Below are 14,396 nucleotides of genomic sequence, written 5' to 3' on the forward strand. Positions count from 1 at the left end.
GGACAATGCGCCGCTCGCCCGAGCGGTTGCGTGAGCCGTCGTCGCGCCCGGTCCTCAGCGCGCCGAGGTGTGGCGTGCCGTGCCGCCGAAGGTGACGTTCGCGGCCTCGATCACGCTCATGCCGATCTGCGTGCGCACCTCGATGCGCATCGGGAACAGCGAGCGGCTGCCCTCGACCGGCGCGAGCCAGACCGCCATGTCCTCGTTCGCCTCCATGAAGCGCAGCGCCTCGCGATCGGGGCGGTGGCCGGAGATCGCGCGGAAGCGGGCGCGGCAGATCAGCACGTCGCCCGAGAAGCCGGGCTTCTCGAAGCGGCGGGTGCCGCCGTAGCTCAGCGCGATGTCGAAGCGCGAGGCGCCGTCGAAGACCGGGATGGTGCGCTCGCACTGGCGCGGATCGTCGGCGGGGAGGCGCCCGCGGGCGGGGAAGACGAAGGCCGAGACCGGATCGACGATGCCGCGGCGGTCGGCGTTGCGCACGGGAACGCGGTCCGGATATTCCTCGAGCGGAGGCAGGATCTCGACGGCGGCGACGCTGCCGCCGCGCATGCCCATGCGCACGGTACGGCTCGCGCGGCTCGTCGAGGAGACCACGGCGAAGCTCGTCGGCGCGATCCGCTCGCCCTCCACCTGGCCGGACGCCGTCGCCGCGCCGCGCCCGTCGATGAAGACGCCCGCGAGGCCCACGAGCCGCGCCTGCACCTCGATCGCATAACGGCGCCCGTCGAAGGTCGAGGTGACGTCCGCCTCGCCGATCGGGAGCCCCGCGACGTAGATGCCGTAGGTCGCATCGAAGCTCGCGCTCGCCACCGCGCGCTCGGGCGCGAGAGCGGCGCCGGCCAGGAAGGCGGCCGCGGCGGCCAGGGACTTGACGTGTGCACGCATCGCGATGCGTCTCCGGATCTGTGGCGCCCGTATCGCGCCGTGCGCTCTCGCCGAACCCTCGGCTGCGATTCGGGCGCCAAATGGGCAGGATCGACCTTCACCCCTCCTGGTTAACGCACTCCTATCCTTGACGCACCCCTTCCTCCTCGCTTATAGGCTCCCACCTTCAAGGGACAAAGGTGTCCGGTCGCCCCGGCTCTCGCGCGTGCGAGCTGCCCCGGGGATCGTAGTCGAGCGGCCACACCAGACGAACAGGACGTGAAGACCATGTCGCGCCGTTGCGAACTGACCGGCAAGGCCGTAATGAGCGGCCATCTCGTGAGCCATTCGAACCGCAAGACGAAGCGGAAATTCCTGCCCAACCTCGTCAACGTGACGCTGCAATCCGACTCGCTCGGCCGCTCGGTGCGGCTGCGCATCTCGGCGCACGCGCTGCGCTCGGTCGAGCATCGCGGCGGTCTCGACGCGTTCCTCGCCAAGGCGAAGGACGACGAGCTGTCGCAGGGCGTGCGCGCTCTCAAGCGCGAGATCGAGAAGAAGCAGATCCTGGAGCAGGCCGCGAGCTGAGGCTCGCGACGCCACGCGACGCGCTCGGGCCCAGGTGAGCCCGCGGGGGCGGCTTCGGACACGGAGCCGCCCGATGCCGTTTGGCGCGTCGCTCGACCGTGAGAACGCGAGAGATCGAGAACCCGCATGACCGCGCGCATCGAAAGCCGCCGCCCGTTCCTCGTCGCCATCCTCGCGATGGCGGCGATCGTGCTCGCCTCGAACATCCTCGTCCAATATCCGGTCGAGCCGTTCGGGCTCGCGGATTATCTCACCTGGGGCGCCTTCACCTATCCCTTCGCCTTCCTGGTGACGGATCTCGCCAATCGCCGGTTCGGCCCGGCTCTGGCGCGCCGCGTCGTGCTCGTCGGCTTCGCGGTCGCGGTGGTCCTGTCGATCTATTTCGCGACGCCGCGCATCGCGATCGCCTCCGGCACGGCCTTCCTCGCCGCCCAGCTCCTCGACGTGCAGATCTTCGAGCGGCTGCGCGGGGCGATGTGGTGGGTGGCGCCGCTCGTGTCCTCGGTGATCGCCTCGGCCCTCGACACGGCTCTGTTCTTCTCGATCGCCTTCCATTGCGGCCCGGTGATCGGCGATGCCGGCATCTCCGACCTGCTGGCCCGCGTCGGCATCGCCGATGTCTGCGAGCCGCTGCCCTGGCAGACCTGGGCGGTGGTCGACTATCTCGTCAAACTCGCCATCGCCGCCCTCGCCCTCCTGCCCTACGGCGCCATCCTCGCGATGATGCCGCGCGGAGAGGACGAGGGGGACGCGCCGGCGGGGGCGTGAGGGGGGCGGTCGCTCCCGGTCAGCTCGGAAGTCGCGGGCGCCGGCTCGGCGGATCGCCGTCTCGCGTCGTCGTCAGGTGGTTGGCGACGATGAGGTCGGGGGCCGTGTCCATCACGATTTCCTCGAACTCGTCCAAGGTCGCGGCCTCGACGTGGAGGCCGAGGATGTCGCTCTGCGCGTAGAAGACCTTCGCGTCGTCGTCCCAGACGGCGCGCACCGAGAAGCACCGGTTCGTCATGTCGCCTGCCACTCCCATCTGGCATCCGGACGGAGCCTGATGAATGATGGTGCGCGGGGCTCGGTCGTGCAAGCGCCCCTCACCGCCCCGCCCGCAACACCCCCATCATCGCCCCGCCCGCCAACAATCCCCAGAACGGCGCGCCGATGCCGAGGAAGGCGGCGCCCGACGCGGTGACGAGGAAGGTGACGAGCGCGGGCAGGCGCGCGTCCTCGTTCGCGAGCGCCGCGCCGATCGCGGCGCCGAGGCTCGCGACGAGGGCGAGGCCCGCCACCGCCTCGATCAGGATCGGCGGGGTCGCGGCGATGAAGGCGGCGGCGATGCCGGCGCCGAGGCCCAGCACCACGTAGGCCGCGCCCGCCGCCGCGGCCGCGATCCAGCGCCGACCGGGATCGGGATGGGCGTCGGGCCCGGCGCACAGGGCCGCGGTGATGGCGGCGAGGTTGACGAGATGTCCGCCCGCGACCGAGGCGATCGCGCTCGCGATGCCGGTCGCCACGAAGATCGGCCCCGCATCCGGGCGGTAGCCGTTCGCGGCGAGGACCGCGAGTCCCGGCACGTTCTGCGAGGCCATGGTGACGAGAAAGAGCGGCAGCGCGAGCCCGATCGTCGCCTCGAGCGTGAAGGCCGGCGCGACGAAGACGGGCCGCGGCGCGAGCGCGGCGAGGTCGGCGATCGGCAGGGGGCTCGTCGCCACGACGATCACTCCGGTGACGACCACCGCGAGCGGCACGGCGAATGGCCGCGCGACGCGAAGCGCGACCGCCCAGGTGACGACGATCGGCAGGGCGAGCGCCGGCTCGACCATCACCGCCTGCGCCGGCGCCAAGCAGAGCGGCAGGAGGATGCCCGCGAGCATCGCGCTCGCGAGCGGCAGCGGAATGCGCTCGACCGCGCGGCCGAACGGGCGCACGAGCCCGGCGAGCACCACGAGCCCCGCCGCCGTCAGGAAGGCGCCCACCGCGACCGGGAAGCCGCCGGCGAACGTCCCCGTCGCGACGAGGAGCGCGGCGCCGGGCGTCGACCAGGCGATCGAGATCGGCAGGCGCGTGCGCGCCGAGAGCAGGATCGCGAGGAGGCCCTTGACGACGCAGACCGCGAGAAGCCCCGAGGCCGCCTGAGCCGGGCTCGCGCCGACGGCGACGAAGCCCGCGAGCACGAGCGCGAAGGTCGAGGCATAGCCGACGAGCGCGGCGACGAGGCCCGCCGAGATCGGCTGCGCGATCGGCGCGGCGAGCGCGGGCGAGCCGCTCACGCGGCGCGCTCCCCGACAAGCGCGAACTCGAGCAGGAGCGTGCGCTGGAGGAGCGAGTAATTGTCGTCGGAGATCATCACGATGCGGACCTCGCCGCCCGCCGCGACGTGGACGGAGAGGCCCTCCATGTTGTCGATCGGATCCTGCCAATCGGCCTCGAAGATCACCGGGCCGTCGAGGAGGGCGCCGGGTGCGACGCTGGCGCCGGGAATGCGCCGGATGCGCGCGGCGACGCCGCTGAGGACGCGGAATCGGCGCTCGAGCAGGAGGAGGTCCCCGTTCGGCAGGATCGCGGCGTCGGTAACGTCGAACCCGTCCGTGCGCGCCACGTCGAAGGCGGCGCCGGCGCGCGGGCCGGTGACGACGAAGCCCTGCGTCGGCGCGTCGTCGCCCGGCCGCGCCCGCTCGGCGATCGCGATCAGCGCACCCGCGAGCGGGGAGGGGCGGGCCAGCACCGCGAGCGCCTCGAGCCCCTTGTTGTTCGGCCAGAGCCGCGCCTCCTCGGGCAGGCGGATCAGCCGCCCGTGGCCGGCGACGTCGTGACGCGCGAAATCGTAGGCGTAGACCTCCTCGACCGTCTCGATGCCGACATAGGCCGTGTCGCCGTCGAAGGCGATCGCCTCGGCGTCGAAGCGCCGGTTGCGCCACAGGAGCTCGCCGTTCGGGCCCAGAAGCGGCGCCATCCGGACGTCGCCGAGCCCCGCGATGGCGCCGCTCGGATCGCGGAGGAGGCGCGCGTCGAGCCAATAGCCGTGGTCGGACACCGCGACGAGCCGGCGCCCGCCCTCGCGGACGCGCAGGCCCGAGAAGCCCCCGAAATGGCGGTCGCCGGATTGCAGCTCGACGCCCGAGCGGAAGACGAGATCGCCGACGCGCCCCGCCTCGTTGCGGAAGAACGGCACGGAATAGGCGCGCACCTCGAGCGCGCGCTCCTCGAGGAGATCCGCGCGCGCTCCACCCGCCGGAGCGAGCGCGGCGGCGGCGAGCCCGAGGAGGATTGCGCGGCGATCGAGCGTCAACGAAGGCCTCGGCGGCTCGGCGCGCGGCGTGCCGGCATCGCCGGCGGCCCCTTGTCCTCGAACAGTTCCGCGAGCTTCTCCGTCATCACCCCGCCGAGTTCCTCCGCGTCGACGATGGTCACCGCGCGGCGATAGTAGCGGGTGACGTCGTGGCCGATGCCGATCGCGATCAGCTCGACGGGCGAGCGGGTCTCGACCTCCTCGATGACGGCGCGCAGGTGCCGCTCGAGGTAATTGCCCGGGTTGACCGACAGGGTCGAATCGTCGACGGGCGCGCCGTCCGAGATCACCATCAGGATCCGGCGCTGCTCGGTGCGCCCGAGAAGCCGCTTGTGCGCCCAATCGAGCGCCTCGCCGTCGATGTTCTCCTTCAGCAGCCCCTCGCGCATCATCAAGCCGAGATTGCGCCGCGCGCGCCGCCAGGGCTCGTCGGCCGCCTTGTAGACGATGTGCCGCAGATCGTTGAGGCGCCCGGGATTGGCGGGCTTGCCGGCCTGCAGCCAGGCCTCGCGCGATTGCCCGCCCTTCCAGGCGCGCGTCGTGAAGCCGAGGATCTCGACCTTGACGCCGCAGCGCTCGAGCGTGCGCGCCAGGATGTCCGCGCAGGTCGCGGCGACGGTGATGGGGCGCCCGCGCATCGAGCCGGAATTGTCGAGGAGCAGCGTCACCACGGTGTCGCGGAATTGCGTGTCCTTCTCCTGCTTGAAGGAGAGGGCCGACATCGGGTCCATGATCACGCGCGGCAGGCGGGCGGGATCGAGGATGCCCTCCTCGAGGTCGAAGTCCCAGGAGCGGCTCTGCTGGGCGAGGAGGCGGCGCTGGAGGCGGTTGGCGAGGCGCCCGACCACGCCCTGGAGATGCGCGAGCTGCTTGTCGAGATAGGCGCGCAGCCGGGCGAGCTCCTCGGCGTCGCAGAGGTCCTCGGCGTGGATGATCTCGTCGAACTTCGTCGAATAGGGCTTGTAATCGACGCCGCGCGCCTCGTTGCGCATCGGGGGCGGGCGGCGGCTCTCGTTCGCCTCCTCCGAATCCGCCTCGTCCGCGTCGTCGGGGAGCTCGCCCGAGGGGCCGTCCGCGGCCTGCTCGGCGCCCTCCTCCATGTCGTCGGTGGCGTCGTCGGAGATCTCGATGTCGGCGCGCTCGCCCTGCGCGTCCTCCTCCACCTCGCCGCTCTCGGACTGGTCGCCGTCGTCGGGGCCGTCCTCCTGCTGCTCGTCCTCGCTCTCCTCGGGCTCGAGCTCGGCCTTGTCGGCCATGTCGAGCGAGACGAGGAGGTCGCGCACGGCGCGGGCGAAGTCGCGCTGGTTCTCGATCGACCCGATGAGCTGGTCGAGATCGGTGCCGGCCTTCTCCTCGATCGCCGGTCGCCACAAGTCGACGATCCGCTCCGCCGCCTTCGGCGGGCGGCGCCCGGTCAGGCGCTCGCGCACCATCAGGGCGAGCGCGTCCTCGATCGGCGCGTCGGCGCGATCGGTGATGTCCTCGTACTTGCCGCCGCGATGATAGCGGTCCTCCAGCATGGCGCCGAGATTGTCGGCGACGCCGGCCATGCGGCGCGCGCCGATCGACTCGACGCGGGCCTGCTCGATCGCGTCGTAGACGGCGCGGGCCTGCTGGCCGTCGGGCGCGAGGCGGCGATGCACGGAGGCGTCGTGGCAGGCGAGGCGCAGCGCCATGGAATCGGCGTGGCCGCGCAGCACCGCGACGTCGGCCGAGGAGAGCTTGCGCGGCGGCTCGGGCAGCCGCGCCTTGTCGCCCATCAGCAGCGGGCGATCGGTGGCGAAGCTCACCTCGAATTCGGGCTTCTTGGCGATGGCGCGCAGGCAGCCCGCGATCGAGCGCTTGAGCGGCTCGTTGGGGCTCTCGCGCTTCTCGCCCGGCTTGCGGTTGGAGATCGCCATGCGCGCTTTCGTCTCCCGATGCTCGCGCCGTCAGCTCAGCGCGACGTTGGCGGAGCTCTCCGGCAGGTCCTTGCCGAACGAGCGCTGGTAGAACTCGGCCACGAGATTGCGCTCGAGCTCGTCGCACTTGTTGAGGAAGGTCAGGCGGAAGGCGAAGCCGATATCGCCGAAGATGTGCGCGTTCTCCGCCCAGGTGATCACCGTGCGCGGGCTCATCACCGTCGACAGGTCGCCGTTCACGAAGGCGTTGCGCGTCAGGTCGGCGACGCGGACCATCTTGTCGACGTTGTCGCGCCCGGCCTGGCTCTCGCGGAAGGTCTTCACCTTCGAGAGCACGATGTCGACCTCGCGATCGTGCGGCAGGTAATTGAGCGTGGTGACGATCGACCAGCGGTCCATCTGGGCCTGGTTGATCTGCTGCGTGCCGTGATACAGCCCCGACGTGTCGCCGAGCCCGATCGTGTTGGCGGTGGCGAACAGGCGGAAGGACGGATGCGGCCGAATGACGCGGCTCTGGTCGAGGAGCGTCAGCCGCCCCGAGCTCTCGAGCACGCGCTGGATCACGAACATCACGTCGGGCCGGCCGGCATCGTACTCGTCGAAGACGAGGGCGACGTTGTGCTGGTAGGCCCAGGGCAGGATTCCGTCGCGGAACTCCGTGACCTGCTTGCCCTCCTTGAGCACGATCGCGTCCTTGCCGACGAGGTCGATGCGGGAGACGTGGCTGTCGAGGTTGACGCGCACGCAGGGCCAGTTCAGGCGCGCCGCCACCTGCTCGATATGCGTCGATTTGCCGGTGCCGTGATAGCCCGTGACCATGACGCGGCGGTTGTAGGCGAAGCCGGCCAGGATCGCGAGCGTGGTCTCGCGGTCGAAGAGGTAGTCCGGATCGAGCTCCGGCACATGCTCCTCGCCCTGCGAGAAGGCCGGGACCTCGAGATCGGACTCGATCCCGAACACCTGGCGCACGGACACGGTCATGTCCGGCACGCCCGTCATCGCTTCGTTGTTGCCCTGCATGAATGCCTCTTCGTCGCGGACCGAGCCGGCGTCGCGCTCGGGGCGCGCGCCCGTTCCGTCCTGGTTAAGATGCCGCGCGGCGACTTGCAACGCGCGATCCTCTCGCTCCCGTTCTCGTCCCTCAGCAGAGGCCCGCCGCCTTCAGCGTGTCGTGGGCGCGGATGATGTCGCGCAGCCGGTCCTCGTAGGCGCGGTCCCCGCCATGCGCGTCCGGATGGAAGCGCTTGACGAGGCCCTTGTAGGCCGCCTTGATCGCCGCGGCGTCCGCGTTCTCGTCGAGGCCCAGCGTGTCGAGCGCGTCGCGGACCGGGCCCGGTCGGCGCGGGCGCGGCGGCTCTGGCGCCCGCTTCGTCTCGCCGACGCCCTCCCGGCGCAGAACGTCGAAGGGATCGTGATAGCTCCAATCGCGCTTCGCCGAGCGCGCCCCTCGCGACTTGCCGGCGGCGCCTGCGGCGCGGGCGCGCGCGGCGGCGTTGGCGCCCATCGACCAGGTCGGCCGATGGCCGATGATCGAATCCTTCTGGTAGGCGGCGACCGCGTCCTCGGACATGCCCTTGAAGTAATTGTAGGACGCGTTGTAGGCGCGCACGTGGTCCATGCAGAAGCGCCAGTACTTCCCCTCCTGTCCGCGACCCTTCGGCGCCCGGTGGATGCCCGGCTGGGTGCAGCCCGGATGCTCGCAGCCGGGCCCCTCCGCGGAACTCGGCTCCTCGGCGCGGGGCTTGATGCGGATTCGATCGAACAGAGGCGAGTTCACATCCATGACCGTGTGATTATGAGTGTTGATCGCGCGCGGGCAAGGCCCAAACGCGCCGGCCGGACCCGACGCCCTTGCAGGGCCCCGAAGGCATTCGGCCGCAGGCCCCGATAACGGCCCTCCGCGCGAGGGCGAGGAGGAGGACGAGATGAGCGAGACGACGGCAGCGCGGCTGCCGATGAAGGATCTGATCGAAGCGCGCCTCACCGAGGCGCTTCGTCCGACGCGCCTCGTCGTCACCGACGAATCGCATCTGCATGCCGGGCATGCGGGCTGGAGGGAAGGGGGCGAGACGCACTTCCGGGTGGATGTCGTCTCCCCCGCTTTTTCGGGGAAGACGCGGGTGGAGGCTCACAGGCTCGTCAACGCCGCCCTCGCCGAAGCGTTCGCCCGTGGCCTGCACGCGCTCGCCGTGAAGGCGGAGGCGCCGACGGGCTAGATATGGGGAGCCGTGCGGGCGGTGTCATCCGTCTGCGCGGCGGGGAAGACCGGTCGCTCGGCGTGGCTGCCGATCTCGTCCATGCCGATCGGCGGGGCGCCGGCCCCGGCGAGCGCATCGGCGAGCGCGGCCGGCGCGACGTCTCCCGGCAGCGCGATCACGGCCGAGAGCGCGCCGCCGTCCGCGGCGGTGCACACGACCTCGCCCCCGAGCGCCGCCGCCGCCTCCGCCGCGCCCTCGCGCCAGCGCTCGACGCGGACCGCCCGCAGCACGACGTCGCGCACGGCGGCGTCCGCGAGCGGCTGGGCGAGGACGAAGACCGGCGTGCCGGCGGGGTGGTCGGGACGCTCGACGAAGGGCAGCCGCGCGATGATCTTCGGCGCGGCCGGCGCCACGAGCGCCCGCCACCAGGCGCCCGCCGAGGCGCCCTGGTCGATGCGGAAGATGCCCAGATCGCCGCGGCTCTCGGCGACCGCGCGGATCACGGCGGCCGCCGAGGGCAGCGGGCGGTAGGGCACGGTGAAGCCGAAATGGAAGCGCGCCGAATCGCGCATCGGCGCGTCCCCGCCCGAGACGTCCGCATGGACCGCATAGGGCGCCTGGACATAGGTGAAGGTGCCGATGATCACCCGCCAGATCGATTCGACCGTGTCGAGCGGCAGGATTCCGTGATGGCGCTCGAGGATCGTGCGCATCACCGCCGCCTCGCGGCCGGGGCGAAAGGCGGAGCCCGATTCGGAGGTGCGCTTGACGGCGATCAACCGCTCGATGATCTCGCCGCGCTCCATCAGGCGCGCATGCATCTCGCCGTCGAGGCGGTCGATTTCCGCGCGCAGGGCGGCGAGATCGAGGGGCTTGTCGGTCATGTCGGGTCTCCGCTCGGGCGCATCGTGACGCTGGGGCAGGGGTCGCGCAAGGGCGGCCGAGCCGCTCATCGGGTCGGCGGCCGCGCACGCACGAGCCCGAGCCGCTCGCGGGAGAGCCAGCGGTGCAGGAGGAGCACCGCGACGATCGCGAGGCCCGCGGCGAGCCCGAGCCAGACGCCGACGCCTTCGAGGCCGAGCGGGAAGGCGAGGATCGCCGCGAGCGGCAGCCCGATCACCCAATAGCCGAGCCCCGCGAGCAGCATCGGCACCCGCGTGTCCTGGAGGCCGCGCAGCATGCCCGCGCCGACCGCCTGCGCCCCGTCGACCACCTGGAAGAGGGCCGCGAGCAGCAAGTACGTGACGGCGAGCGAGACGACCGGGGCGATCGCCGGGTCGGCGAGGTCGAGGAACAGGCCCACCAGCACCTGCGGGATCGCGACCATCACGAGCGCCATCGCCGCCATGAAGCCGGTGCCGAGGCCGAACGCGATCCAGCCCGCGCGCGCCACCGCCTCGCGATCGTCCGCGCCGTAGCCGAGCCCGACGCGCACGGTCGCCGCCATGCCGATGCCGAGCGGCACCATGAAGGAGAGGGATGCGATCTGGATCGCGATCGTGTGCGCGGCGAGCGCCTCCTGCGAGATGAGCCCCATGAGCAGGAGCGCGGCGGAGAAGATCGTCACCTCGAACAGGATGATCGCCGCGATCGGCAGCCCGAGCCGCCAGAGCTGGAGGAAACGCGGCCAGTCCGAGCGCCAGAAGCGGCCGAACAGGCGATAGCGGCGCACCCGCCGGTCGGCCATCGCGAGCGCACCGATGGCGAGGCACATCGCCGTCGAGGTCAGCGCGCTCGCGATGCCCGCGCCCACGAGCCCGAGCGCCGGCGCGCCGAAATTCCCGAAGATGAGCGCCCAATTGAGGAGCGCGTTGAGCGCCACCGCGCCGATGCCGACGATCAGCGCGAGGATCGGCCGCTCGAGCGCGGCGACCGTCGAGCGCAAGGAGGCGTAGAGGAGGATCGGCAGGAGCCCCCACATCATCGCGCGCATGTAGTGCCCGGCCTCGCGCGCGAGGTCCGGGTCCTGGCCCAGCAGGAGGAGAACCTCGCGCGTGTTCCAGAGCACGATCCACAAAGGCAGGGCGAGCGCGACCGCGCTCCACAGCCCCGCGCGCGCCGTGCGACGGACCTCGCGCACGGCATGGCGGCGGCGCCCGCGCTCGGCGGCGATCATCGCCGAGACGCCGGAGAGGAGGCCCACGCCCCCGATGAAGCAGACGTAGAACAGGTTCGCCCCGAGCGCGCCCGCCGCGAGCGCCTCCGGCGAGAGCCAGGACAGCATCAAGACGTCGGTCGCGCCGAGCGCCGTCTGGGCGAGATTGGTGAGGATCAGCGGCCAGGCGAGCGCCAGCGTCGCGACGAGCTCGCGCCGCCACGCTCCGGGCCGCGGCGCCCGGGCGGCGCCGAATGTGTCGATCGCCTGCGTCATGACCGCGCTCGTTCGGGGGAGCCGTTCATAAGCGAGCCGCGCGCGATAGGATAGCCCCGCATGCCCGCATGCCGGAGGGGCTGAACGCCCGTCGGGAGTGCCTGCGCGCATCGCATGCGCATCCGCGCTCTTCCCCCGCCCCGTCGCCGCGCCTATCCTCCCGCTCATGACCCGCGACAATGCCATCGAGCGGGCGCGCGCCAAGATCGATGACGGCTCCTTCGCGGAGGTCCTCGCGCGGCGCGTCGCCTATCCCACCGAGAGCCAGAACCCGGAGCGCGCCGGCGCGCTCGAGGCCTATCTCGCCGACGAGCTCGCCCCCGCCTTCGCGCGGATGGGTTTTACGAGCCGCATCGTGCGCGAGGAGGGCGTCCCGGCGCCGTTCCTGATCGCGCAGCGCATCGAGGACGAGGCGCTGCCGACCGTGCTCGGCTACGGCCACGGCGACGTGATCCGCGGCCAGGATGCCGATTGGGAGACGGGGCTCTCGCCCTGGCGCCTCGTCGAGCGCGACGGCAATTGGTACGGCCGCGGCACCGTCGACAACAAGGGCCAGCATACGATCGGCATGGAGGCGCTCGCCGCCGTGCTCGAGACGCGCGGGCGGCTCGGCTTCAACGCCAAGTTCCTGATCGAGACCGGCGAGGAGATCGGCTCGCCGGGCCTGCGCGCGGTGGCGCGCCGAGAGCGCGAGGCGCTCGCCGCCGATCTCCTCGTCGCCTCCGACGGGCCGCGGCTCTCGGCGGAGCGGCCGACCCTGTTCCTCGGCGCCCGCGGCGCGCTCGCGATGGACATCTGGATAGACGCGCGCGAGGGCGCGCATCATTCGGGCAATTTCGGCGGGCTCCTGTCCAATCCCGGCATCGAGCTCGCCCACGCGCTCGCCTCGATCACGACGCCGACGGGCGCGATCCGCATTCCGGAATGGACGCCCGGCACGGTCCCCGATTCGGTGCGGCGCGTGCTCGCCGATATCGAAGTCGGCGATCCGGACGGGCCGGCGCTCGACCCCTGGTGGGGCGAGCCGGGCCTGAGCCCGGCCGAGCGCGTCTTCGCCTGGTCCTCGTTCGAGATCCTGGCCTATGCCTGCGGCAAGCCCGAGGCGCCGGTCAACGCCATTCCGGGCCGGGCCTTCGCGCGCGGGCAATTGCGCTTTCCCGTCGGCGTCGATCCGGAGGCGATCCTGCCCGCCTTGCGCCGCCATCTCGACGCGCACGGGTTCACCCGCGTCGAGATCGCGGCGGCGCGCGACGAGATCTTCCCCGCGACCCGCCTCGACCCCGATCATCCGGCGGTCGCCTTCGCCATGGCGAGCCTGACGCGCACCTGCGGCGCGAAGCCGGCGCTCCTGCCCAATCTCGGCGGCGGATTGCCCAACGACGTCTTCGCCGACATCCTGGCGATGCCGACGATCTGGGTGCCCCATTCCTATCCCGGCTGCTCCCAGCACGCCCCCGACGAGCACCTGCCCGTCGCGGTCGCGCGCGAGGGGCTCGGCATCATGGCGGGCCTGTACTGGGACCTCGGAGAGAACCCGCCGGTCTAGCGGCGGGCGGGCCTCACCCCGCCGCGAACTGGGAGCGCTGGGCCCAGCCGGTCATGCGGCGCTCGATGAGAGCGGTGGCGAGATACATGATCACGCCGAGGATCGCGAGCGCGATGAGCGCCGCGAACAGGAGAGGCACGTTGAAATCCGCGCTCGCGCGCGCCATCAAATTGCCCACGCCGACGTTCGAGGCGTTGTACTCGGCGATGACCGAGCCGACGTAGGCGAGCGTGATCGCGACCTTGAGCGAGCCGAAGAAATACGGCATCGCGCGCGGAATGCCGACCTTGACGACGATGTCCGTCTTCGAGGCGCCGAGCGCGCGCAGCACGTCCTCGGTCTCGGGCTCGATCGTGGCGAGGCCCGTCGCGACGTTCACGACGATCGGGAAGAACGAGATCAGGAAGGCCGTGAGCACCGGCGGCAGCCAGCCGACGCCGAACCAGATCACCAGAATCGGAACGACGGCGACCTTCGGGATCGCGTTGAAGCCGACGAGCAGCGGATAGGTGCCCGCATGCACGATCCGGGAGGCGCCGAGCGCCATGCCGAGGAGGAGCCCGAAGGCGACCGCGAGGCCGAAGCCCGCGAGCGTCATCCAGGCGGTGTGCCAGGAATGGAACAGCAGCTGGCCGCGATAGGTGATCATCGCATCGAGGATCAGCGTCGGCGCCGGCAGCACGAAGCTCGAGGTGCCGGTCGCCCGCACCCAGATCTCCCAGATCGCGAAGAAGCCGAACGTGAACAGCCAGGGCGCCGCGACGAGACCCCAATTGGTTTTCTTGCGCTTGATCACGGGCGTCGTCCTCAGGCGGCCGCGCGCGCGTCGGCGATGTGGCCGCGCAGCTCGTGGACGATGTCAATGAATTGCGGAGTGTAGGTGATCTCGAGGTCGCGCGGACGCGGCAGGTCGATCTCGCGCTCGGCGATGATGCGCCCGGGCCGCGCCGACATGCAGAACACGCGATCGGCGAGGAAGACCGCCTCGCGCAGATCATGGGTGACGAGCACCACCGTGAACTTGTTCTGCGCGTGCAGGTCGCGGATGATGCACCACAATTCCTCGCGCGTGAACGCGTCGAGCGCGCCGAAGGGCTCGTCGAGCATCAGGAGCTTCGGCTCGTGGATGAGCGCGCGGCAGAGCGAGGCGCGCTGCTGCATGCCGCCGGAGAGCTGCCAGGGGTATTTGGAGCCCTGGCCCTTGAGGCCGACCTGCGCGAGCAGGCTCTCGGCGCGGGCGACGTATTCCGCCTTGTGCTTGCGCAGGCGCGAACGGTGCGGCTGCACGATCTCGAGCGGCAGGAGCAGGTTCTGCAGGGTGGTCCGCCAGGGCAGCATCACCGGGTTCTGGAAGGCCATTCCGGCGAGCTTGACGGGCGCGCTCACCTCCCGCCCGTCGACGACGACGGAGCCGCGGGTGGGGAATTGCAGCCCGGTGGCGAGCTTCATCACGGTGGACTTGCCGCAGCCGGACGGGCCGACGATCGCGGCGAATTCGCCCTCGTGCACGCGGATCGTCATGCCCTCGACCGCGGGCGCGCCGTCCTCGGCGCCGGAATAGACGTGGGTCACGTCGTGGATGTCGACGAAGGCCTTCACCGGTTACTCGCCCCTTCAGTCTCTACTGTCTTCTGAGTCTCGCGCGATC

Annotated in this window: 15 protein-coding genes; 4 read left to right on the forward strand and 11 right to left on the reverse strand. The window is 71.4% G+C overall.

From position 1 onward, the window contains the following. Positions 1-54: 54 nt before the first annotated feature. Positions 55-885 carry a DUF3108 domain-containing protein gene (locus ACK4UM_RS03480; RefSeq protein WP_409795684.1) on the reverse strand — a complete coding sequence of 277 codons (831 nt, stop codon included), beginning with the start codon at positions 883-885 and terminating at the stop codon, positions 55-57. A 267-nt stretch (positions 886-1,152) separates the two neighbouring features. Here ACK4UM_RS03480 and rpmB point away from each other — a divergent pair, with 267 nt between their 5' ends. Both rpmB and ACK4UM_RS03490 read left to right on the forward strand, forming a co-directional pair. Next, entirely contained in the window at positions 1,153-1,452 is a 300-nt protein-coding gene (gene rpmB / locus ACK4UM_RS03485; RefSeq protein ID WP_409795687.1) for a 50S ribosomal protein L28, read from the forward strand. Between the two features lie 126 nt (positions 1,453-1,578). Beyond that, complete coding sequence (locus tag ACK4UM_RS03490; RefSeq protein WP_409795690.1) at positions 1,579-2,220, forward strand: queuosine precursor transporter; 642 nt, start codon at positions 1,579-1,581, stop codon at positions 2,218-2,220. 19 nt (positions 2,221-2,239) lie between these two features. On the opposite strand, the gene ACK4UM_RS03495 is transcribed toward ACK4UM_RS03490, so the two are convergent. The 6 genes from ACK4UM_RS03495 to ACK4UM_RS03520 form a co-directional block, all read right to left on the reverse strand. Next, positions 2,240-2,458, reverse strand: coding sequence for a DUF1902 domain-containing protein (locus ACK4UM_RS03495; protein WP_409795693.1), 219 nt, complete (start codon positions 2,456-2,458; stop codon positions 2,240-2,242). A 79-nt stretch (positions 2,459-2,537) separates the two neighbouring features. Next, positions 2,538-3,713, reverse strand: coding sequence for a benzoate/H(+) symporter BenE family transporter (locus ACK4UM_RS03500; protein WP_409795696.1), 1,176 nt, complete (start codon positions 3,711-3,713; stop codon positions 2,538-2,540). Further along, positions 3,710-4,732: an esterase-like activity of phytase family protein gene (locus tag ACK4UM_RS03505; RefSeq protein ID WP_409795698.1), complete on the reverse strand. Its 1,023-nt coding sequence runs from the start codon at positions 4,730-4,732 to the stop codon at positions 3,710-3,712. The genes ACK4UM_RS03500 and ACK4UM_RS03505 overlap by 4 nt, the downstream gene beginning before the upstream one ends. Continuing rightward, the gene (gene cobT / locus ACK4UM_RS03510; protein WP_409795700.1) at positions 4,729-6,633 is read right to left on the reverse strand and encodes a cobaltochelatase subunit CobT; all 1,905 of its coding nucleotides are present in this window, start codon (positions 6,631-6,633) and stop codon (positions 4,729-4,731) included. Before cobT ends, ACK4UM_RS03505 begins: the two co-directional genes overlap by 4 nt. Positions 6,634-6,663: 30 nt before the next feature. After that, positions 6,664-7,653 (reverse strand): cobaltochelatase subunit CobS, encoded by a 990-nt coding sequence (gene cobS, locus ACK4UM_RS03515; RefSeq protein ID WP_409795702.1) that lies wholly within the window; start codon positions 7,651-7,653, stop codon positions 6,664-6,666. A gap of 121 nt (positions 7,654-7,774) precedes the next feature. Then, entirely contained in the window at positions 7,775-8,416 is a 642-nt protein-coding gene (locus tag ACK4UM_RS03520) for a DnaJ domain-containing protein (RefSeq protein ID WP_409795704.1), read from the reverse strand. Positions 8,417-8,558: 142 nt separating this feature from the next. Between ACK4UM_RS03520 and ACK4UM_RS03525 the strand changes: the two genes are divergently transcribed. Then, positions 8,559-8,849, forward strand: coding sequence for a BolA family protein (locus tag ACK4UM_RS03525; RefSeq protein ID WP_409795707.1), 291 nt, complete (start codon positions 8,559-8,561; stop codon positions 8,847-8,849). Here the strand turns inward: ACK4UM_RS03525 and ACK4UM_RS03530 are convergent. Further along, positions 8,846-9,715 (reverse strand): chorismate mutase, encoded by an 870-nt coding sequence (locus ACK4UM_RS03530; RefSeq protein ID WP_409795710.1) that lies wholly within the window; start codon positions 9,713-9,715, stop codon positions 8,846-8,848. The genes ACK4UM_RS03525 and ACK4UM_RS03530 overlap by 4 nt on opposite strands. A 65-nt stretch (positions 9,716-9,780) precedes the next feature. Beyond that, on the reverse strand, positions 9,781-11,202 hold the full coding sequence (locus ACK4UM_RS03535; protein ID WP_409795713.1) for an MATE family efflux transporter: 1,422 nt from the start codon (positions 11,200-11,202) through the stop codon (positions 9,781-9,783). Positions 11,203-11,368: 166 nt separating this feature from the next. On the opposite strand from ACK4UM_RS03535, the gene ACK4UM_RS03540 reads away from it, so the two are divergent. Beyond that, positions 11,369-12,748 (forward strand): M20 family metallopeptidase, encoded by a 1,380-nt coding sequence (locus ACK4UM_RS03540; protein ID WP_409795716.1) that lies wholly within the window; start codon positions 11,369-11,371, stop codon positions 12,746-12,748. Between the two features lie 13 nt (positions 12,749-12,761). Here the strand turns inward: ACK4UM_RS03540 and ACK4UM_RS03545 are convergent, their stop codons facing one another. Together ACK4UM_RS03545 and ACK4UM_RS03550 are read right to left on the reverse strand one after the other, a co-directional pair. Continuing rightward, positions 12,762-13,544 (reverse strand): ABC transporter permease, encoded by a 783-nt coding sequence (locus tag ACK4UM_RS03545; RefSeq protein ID WP_409795719.1) that lies wholly within the window; start codon positions 13,542-13,544, stop codon positions 12,762-12,764. Positions 13,545-13,555: 11 nt separating this feature from the next. Beyond that, the gene (locus ACK4UM_RS03550) at positions 13,556-14,347 is read right to left on the reverse strand and encodes an ABC transporter ATP-binding protein (RefSeq protein ID WP_409795722.1); all 792 of its coding nucleotides are present in this window, start codon (positions 14,345-14,347) and stop codon (positions 13,556-13,558) included. Positions 14,348-14,396: the final 49 nt, after the last annotated feature.

This window comes from Salinarimonas sp. (genome assembly GCF_046292825.1).
Classification (GTDB): Bacteria; Pseudomonadota; Alphaproteobacteria; order Rhizobiales; family Beijerinckiaceae; genus Salinarimonas.

What these genes read in the sequence shown, in the direction of transcription:
- ACK4UM_RS03480 (WP_409795684.1), bottom strand. Translation starts at nt 885, where the DNA reads ATGCGTGCACACGTCAAGTCCCTGGCCGCCGCGGCCGCCTTCCTGGCC.
- rpmB (WP_409795687.1), top strand. Translation starts at nt 1,153, where the DNA reads ATGTCGCGCCGTTGCGAACTGACCGGCAAGGCCGTAATGAGCGGCCAT.
- ACK4UM_RS03490 (WP_409795690.1), top strand. Translation starts at nt 1,579, where the DNA reads ATGACCGCGCGCATCGAAAGCCGCCGCCCGTTCCTCGTCGCCATCCTC.
- ACK4UM_RS03495 (WP_409795693.1), bottom strand. Translation starts at nt 2,458, where the DNA reads ATGACGAACCGGTGCTTCTCGGTGCGCGCCGTCTGGGACGACGACGCG.
- cobT (WP_409795700.1), bottom strand. Translation starts at nt 6,633, where the DNA reads ATGGCGATCTCCAACCGCAAGCCGGGCGAGAAGCGCGAGAGCCCCAAC.
- cobS (WP_409795702.1), bottom strand. Translation starts at nt 7,653, where the DNA reads ATGCAGGGCAACAACGAAGCGATGACGGGCGTGCCGGACATGACCGTG.
- ACK4UM_RS03520 (WP_409795704.1), bottom strand. Translation starts at nt 8,416, where the DNA reads ATGGATGTGAACTCGCCTCTGTTCGATCGAATCCGCATCAAGCCCCGC.
- ACK4UM_RS03525 (WP_409795707.1), top strand. Translation starts at nt 8,559, where the DNA reads ATGAGCGAGACGACGGCAGCGCGGCTGCCGATGAAGGATCTGATCGAA.
- ACK4UM_RS03530 (WP_409795710.1), bottom strand. Translation starts at nt 9,715, where the DNA reads ATGACCGACAAGCCCCTCGATCTCGCCGCCCTGCGCGCGGAAATCGAC.
- ACK4UM_RS03535 (WP_409795713.1), bottom strand. Translation starts at nt 11,202, where the DNA reads ATGACGCAGGCGATCGACACATTCGGCGCCGCCCGGGCGCCGCGGCCC.
- ACK4UM_RS03540 (WP_409795716.1), top strand. Translation starts at nt 11,369, where the DNA reads ATGACCCGCGACAATGCCATCGAGCGGGCGCGCGCCAAGATCGATGAC.